The following is a 6,026-nucleotide window of genomic DNA, read 5'->3' on the forward strand; positions in this document are numbered from 1 at the left end:
CTTCTCCTAGCGCCCCCGCGCGAATTCCGGCACCCCGCGTGCGGTCGCGGGTGAAATGTGTCCGAAAGCCTCGGCTCACGTCCTGGTTCGTGAGCCGCCCACGCCTGTCCGGGCGGTAGTGGCGAATGCGGTCCCGCACGAGGTTTTCCCGTGCCGCCGGACCGGGTCCATTCCGCGTCAACGCCCCGGTGGGTGTCCGATGAACGAGGAACGAGGGCAGAGCCATGCTTGTGAACGAACACGGCGGGGAAACACCCCTGGCACACGTCGCCGAACGCTGCCACGCGCTCATCGGCGTGCTGCGCGAACGCGGGGTCGGCGACGGCGACCGGGTCGTGCTGTCGGCGCGCAACTCCGACGACTTCGTCGTGCTGCTGTTCGCGCTGATGGAGCTGGGCGTCTCCGTCGGGCTGGTCGACCCCGGCCTGCCGCCCGCGCAGTCCGCCGAGCACGTGGTCGACTCCGGCGCCCGCTGGTTCATCACCGACGCCGACCAGGCCGACCCCGCGTTCGACCGCATCGCGGCCGGCCTGCTCGACCTGCGCGGCCTGGTGAAGACGGCGCGCGACGTGCCGGTGGCCGAGGTCCCGGAGCTGACCTTCGCCGAGTGGGGCCGACGGCGCGACGCGCTCGTGGTCTGGAGTTCAGGCAGCTCCGGCAAGCCCAAGGGCGTCGTGCGCTCCGGCGCGTCCGTGCTGCGCAACGTCGAGCGCACCCAGGCCCGCATGGGCTACGTCGAGTCCGACGTGCTGCTGCCGCTGCTGCCCTTCACCCACCAGTACGGGCTGTCCATGCTGCTGCTCTGGTGGCACGCCCGCGCCACGCTCGTGATCGCGCCGAGCAGGCGCGTCGACCAGGCGTTGGACGTGATCGCCCGGCAGCGCGTGACCGTGGTGGACGCCGTGCCCGCCACCTACGACACGATGCTGCGCGTCGTCGCCCGCCGCGACACCCGCGACCTGGGCTCGGTGCGCATGTGGTGCGTCGGCGGCGAACCGCTGCGCGACGAGCTGCGCACCCGCTTCGAGACCCGCTTCGACGCCACGCTGCTGGACGGCTACGGCAGCAGCGAGGCGGGCAACATCGCGCTGTCCTCGACCGAGGACCCGGCCCACTGCGGCACGCCGCTGGACGGCGTCGCGGTGGAGGTGCGCGACCCGCTGGGCAACCGGGTGCCGGCGGGCGAGATCGGCGAGGTCGTGGTCCGCACCCCCGACATCATGGTCGGCCTGCTCGAACCCGGCGGGCGCGTCCGCGAGGTGGAGCGGCGGGAGTTCCACACCCGCGACATCGGCTACCTCACCCCCGCCGGGCAGCTGCGCGTGCTGGGCCGCAAGTCCGCCGTGCACCGCTTCGGCCACACGCTCTACCCCGACGCCATCGCCGAGAAGGCGGGCGCGTGCGGCGCGCCGGTGCGCGTGATCCCGGTCGAGGACGAGCAGCGCGGCACCCAGCTCGTGTTCGTGATCACCGACCCGGCCGAGCAGCCCGTGGCGCACTGGAAGCGCGCCGTGTCCCGGTTCGTCGCCGCGCACGAGCAGCCCAACCGCGTGGTCGTGCTCAAGGAGCTCCCGCTGGGCGGCAACGGCAAGGTCGACCTCCAGGCGCTGCGCGACATCGCCGCCTCGACGGTGGCCCTCGAAGGCGTCAAGGGCGTGTTCCCGCGCGGGCACGGCGACGCCGACCCGTCGGCCATCCCGTTCCCCGACCGGCTGGCCCGGCTCACCGACCTCGCCCAGCTGCTGCGCGAACGCCGCACCGAGGTGATGTCCCTGCTCACGCAGGTGATGAGCTACAAGACCGCGTACGGCGAGATCGACGCCTCGATCGCCGCCCTGGAGGGCGCCGCGGCCGAGATCGCCCGGTACCGGCCGCCCGCGATCGGCCAGATCGGCGTGCTGATGCCGTCGAACATCCCGCTCTACAGCTACGTGCTGTACCTGGCGATCCCCAGCCTCTACAGCGAGCGCGTGGTGTTCCGGCCGTCGCGGCGGATCTCCGACCAGCTGCTCAAGCTGCACGAGCTGCTGTCCGGCGTGCACCACCTGCCGATCGTGCTCGACGACGGCGACCAGCGGGAGTTCCTGGAGGGCGAGGGCGCGCGCTCCGACGTGCTCGTGTTCACCGGCACATTCAACAACGCCGAGAAGATCCGCGCCGGGCTGCGCCGCGACCAGCTCTTCCTCTACTTCGGCCAGGGCGTGAACCCGTTCGTGGTCGGCGCGGACGCCGACATCCCCAAGGCCGTCGACGGCCTGCTGCGCGTGCGGATGCTGAACTCCGGCCAGGACTGCTTCGGCCCGGACGTGGTGTTCGTGCACACCTCGATCAGCGCCCAGTTCTGCAACCTGCTGTGCCGCCGGGTGGACAACCTGCGCTACGGCCGGTTCGACGACCCGAACGCCGACTACAGCCACATGTTCTACCTCGACGCGTTCGACGCCTCGCTGGACTACCTGCGGTCGGGTCGCGAGCACCTGGCCGCGGGCGGCGAGGTCAACTTCGTGGACGACCACCTCAGCCCCACCGTGCTGATCCGGCCCGCCGACACGAAGATCACCCCGCCCGAGCTGTTCGCGCCGATCTTCAACGTGGTGCCGTTCACCTCGACGGACTGGCTGCACCCGATGCTCGACCACCAGTACTTCCAGGAGAGGGCCATGGCCGCCACGGTGTACGGCGACCTGTCCGGGACCGTCGAGCTGCTGCGCCGGCGGCACACCGTCAGCGTGAACGAGACCGTGATCGACATCGAGGACGGCAACGCACCGTTCGGCGGCACGGGCATCCGCGCCAACTACGCCGCCCTCGGCCGCAAGCGCCACGCCGAGCCGCTGCTGATCTCGAAGGCCGTCGCGGACCACCTCGGCTCCGACCGCCTGGCCGCGTCCGACGCCACCGGCCGCACGGCCTGACGGCCGCCGAACAGAGGGGTGTGATCGACATGGAACCGCTGTCGCCGAACCACGTCCGGGGCGCCTGGCACGCCGTGGCCCGGCTGCTCGCCGAAGCCGGTGTCGAGGTCGTGTTCGGCCTGCCCGACGACGACCTGGACGCCCTCGGCGCGCTGCACGCCGCCGGTGTCCGGCTGGTCGTGTGCCGCGACCAGCGCAACGCCGTGTTCATGGCCGCGGGCTACGCCCTGCGGTCCGGCGCGCTCGGCGTCGCGCTCGTCGGCAAGGGCCCGGCGGTGACCAACACCGTGACGGGCCTGCTGGAGGCGGCGTCGTCCGGCGCGCCCGTGCTGCTGCTCTCCGGCGGCACGGCGGCCGAGCGGCGGGGCAGCGGCGCGTTCCAGGAGCTGGACCAGCAAGCCGTGGTCGTGCCCCTGGTGAAGTCCGCGACCCGCGTCGACCACCCCGCCCGGCTCGCCCCCGCCGTGCGCCGGGCCGTCCTGGTCGCCACGTCCGGCGCGCCCGGTCCGGTGTACGTCGAGCTGCCCGACCACCTGCTGAAGGTGGACGTGCCCGTGCCGCCGCCCGCGCCGCCCGTCGAACGGCCGGCGTCGGTCACGGTGCCCGGCGACTCGGCGGCGCTGGACGTGCTGCGCCAGGCGCGGCGGCCGATCGTGCTGGTCGGCGGCGGCATGCGGCACCGCAACGCGGACGGCGTGGTCGAGCGGTTCGCCGAACGCGTCGGCGCGGCCCTGTCGTGCACGGCCAGCGGACGCGGCGTGGTGGACGAGTCGTCGGTGCGGTTCATCGGGCTCGCCGGCCTGTACGCGCCGGACCGCGCCAAGGTGCTGTGGGACGACACCGACTGCGTGGTCGTGCTCGGCAGCAGGCTGGAGGAGACCGCGACCCACGGCTGGCCGACCGCCCTGGGCACGACCGCGCCCGTGGTGCAGGTCAACGTGGACGCGGCGGGCGTGGCCACCCAGTACGCCGGACCGGTCGTGCTCGGCGACGGCGCGGACGTGTGCGCGGCCTGGCTGGAGCAGGTCGTGGACGGCGCGCCCGTCGAGTGGTCCAAGCGCGTGGACGAGGTGCACCACGGGCTGCGCGCCGACCACCGCCGCGAGCTGGCCGACCTCGCCGCGAAGCCCGAGCTGCACGTGGTGGAGGTGCTGGCCGCGCTCGACGCCGAGCTGCCCGCCGACCGCGTCCTCGTGCAGGAGAACGGCTTGCAGGACATGTGGTCCTACAGCTTCCCCCGGTTCGAGTGCGCGCACGGCGCGGGCTCGGTCGTGCCGTCCGAGCAGACCAGCCTCGGGTTCGGCGCGGCGGCGGCGATCGGCGTGAAGGCCGCGGCGGGCGACCGGCCGGTGGTGGCGTTCGTCGGTGACGGCGCGTTCGGCCTGTTCGACGCCGACCTGCCGACGGCCGCCGCGCTCGGCTCCGGGCTGCTGTACGTGGTGCTGCGCAACGGCGGCTACGGCTGGCTGCACTCCCAGCTCGGCCCGGACAACGAGGGCTTGGCGGGCACGGCGTTCGTGGACCCGGACGCCGTCACGGCCCGTGCGCCGCAACTGCGCGGCGTGCACCAGGTGACCGTCACCAAGGAGTCGTTGCGCGCCGACGTGGCCGACGCGTGGCGGCGCGCGCAGGAGGGCGAGGTCGCCGTCCTCAACGTCCCCACACGCCTGGAAGACGCGTTGTTCGCCGACCACGAACTCGGCGGCGCCTTCCCGGTCGCCGACTGACCCCCTGACTGGAGCGAGGAGCAGCACATGGCTGAACGACACGGCAGGCGGGTCGTCATCACCGGCTGGGGCGTGGTGTCCCCGGTCGGCCTCACCGCCGACGAGACGTGGGACGCGCTGGTCGCCGGGCGCAGCGGCATCGGGAACGTGACCGTCGTCGACGCCTCCGACCTGCCGACCGACCTGGCGGGCGAGGTCAAGGGCTTCGAGCCGAAGAAGTACCTGAACCACAAGCAGCTGCGCCGCATGGACCCGTACGCGCAGTACGCGTTCGCCGCCGCCTCGGAGGCCGTCGGCACGGCGAAGCTGGAGATCACCGAGGACGACGCGCACCGCGTCGGTGCGCTCATCGGCAGCGGCTACGGGCCGATGCAGTCCCTCGGCGAGCACGTGGTGGCGCTCAACGCGAAGGGGCCGCGCGCGGTCAGCCCGTTCGCGCCCATCACCGGCGCCATCGACAGCGCGGCGGGCGAGATCAGCCTGGCGTTCGGCGTCACCGGGCCGACCCGGGCGTTGAGCAGCGCGTGCGCGACGGGCACGGACGCCATCGGCGAGGCGGCGCGCTGGGTGCGCTACGGCGTGGTCGACGCGGTGATCGCGGGCGGCGCGGAGAACATCCTCACCCGCGTGGACCTCGCGGGCAGCGGCAACGCCAAGGCGCTGTCCACCCGCACCGACGCGCCCGCCGAGGCGTGCCGGCCGTTCGACGAGGACCGCGACGGGTTCGTGATGGCCTCCGGGTCCGGGATGGTCGTGCTGGAGTCCGAGGAGCACGCGCTCGCGCGCGGCGCGACGATCCTCGCCGAGGTCGCCGGCTACGCCGCCACGTCCGACGCCCACCACTGGACCGCGCCGCACCCCGAGGGCCGGGGCGCGCGGGCCGCCATGCGCGGTGCGCTGGCCGACGCGGGCCTCGCGCCCGAGGACGTCGGCTACGTCAACGCGCACGGCACCAGCACCGTGTTCAACGACCAGTCCGAACTGGACTCGATCCGCGCGGTGTTCGGCGAGCACGCCGAGCGCGTCCCGATCAGCTCCACGAAGTCCATGACCGGCCACATGATCGGCGCGGCGGGCTCGGTGGAGGCGATCGTCGGCGCGATGGCGATCAACCGCGGTCTCGTGCCGCCGACGATCAACTGCCACCGGCCGATCGACCGCGCGGTCAACTTCGTCGCCCACGAGGCGCAGGCGCACGACGTGGACGTGGTGATGAGCAATTCCTTCGGCTTCGGCGGCCACAACGCCGTGGTCGTGCTGCGCCGGTGGCAGGGCTAGGGAATCCCGGGCCGGGACCACGAGACGAGGGCCAGTGCCGTGACCGGCAACCTTCGCCGCGTCTTCCGGCGCTCGGCACCGCGACGCACCCGTCCGACCATCGAAA

Annotated in this window: 3 protein-coding genes; all 3 read left to right on the forward strand. The window is 73.2% G+C overall.

Annotated features, from left to right (window positions below; translation table 11 throughout):
- Nucleotides 1-224: 224 nt before the first annotated feature.
- The 3 genes from LNK82_RS18490 to fabF are packed head-to-tail and all read left to right on the forward strand — an operon-like array spanning nucleotide 225 to nucleotide 5,920.
- Complete coding sequence (locus tag LNK82_RS18490; protein WP_230568246.1) at nucleotides 225-2,915, forward strand: aldehyde dehydrogenase family protein; 2,691 nt, start codon at nucleotides 225-227, stop codon at nucleotides 2,913-2,915.
- 29 nt (nucleotides 2,916-2,944) lie between these two features.
- Complete coding sequence (locus LNK82_RS18495; protein WP_230568247.1) at nucleotides 2,945-4,642, forward strand: thiamine pyrophosphate-binding protein; 1,698 nt, start codon at nucleotides 2,945-2,947, stop codon at nucleotides 4,640-4,642.
- Between the two features lie 27 nt (nucleotides 4,643-4,669).
- On the forward strand, nucleotides 4,670-5,920 hold the full coding sequence (fabF, locus tag LNK82_RS18500; protein WP_230568248.1) for a beta-ketoacyl-ACP synthase II: 1,251 nt from the start codon (nucleotides 4,670-4,672) through the stop codon (nucleotides 5,918-5,920).
- Nucleotides 5,921-6,026 lie beyond the last annotated feature (106 nt).

It is taken from the genome of Saccharothrix luteola, assembly GCF_020859565.1.
In the GTDB taxonomy this organism is placed as follows: Bacteria; Actinomycetota; Actinomycetes; order Mycobacteriales; family Pseudonocardiaceae; genus Actinosynnema; species Actinosynnema luteola.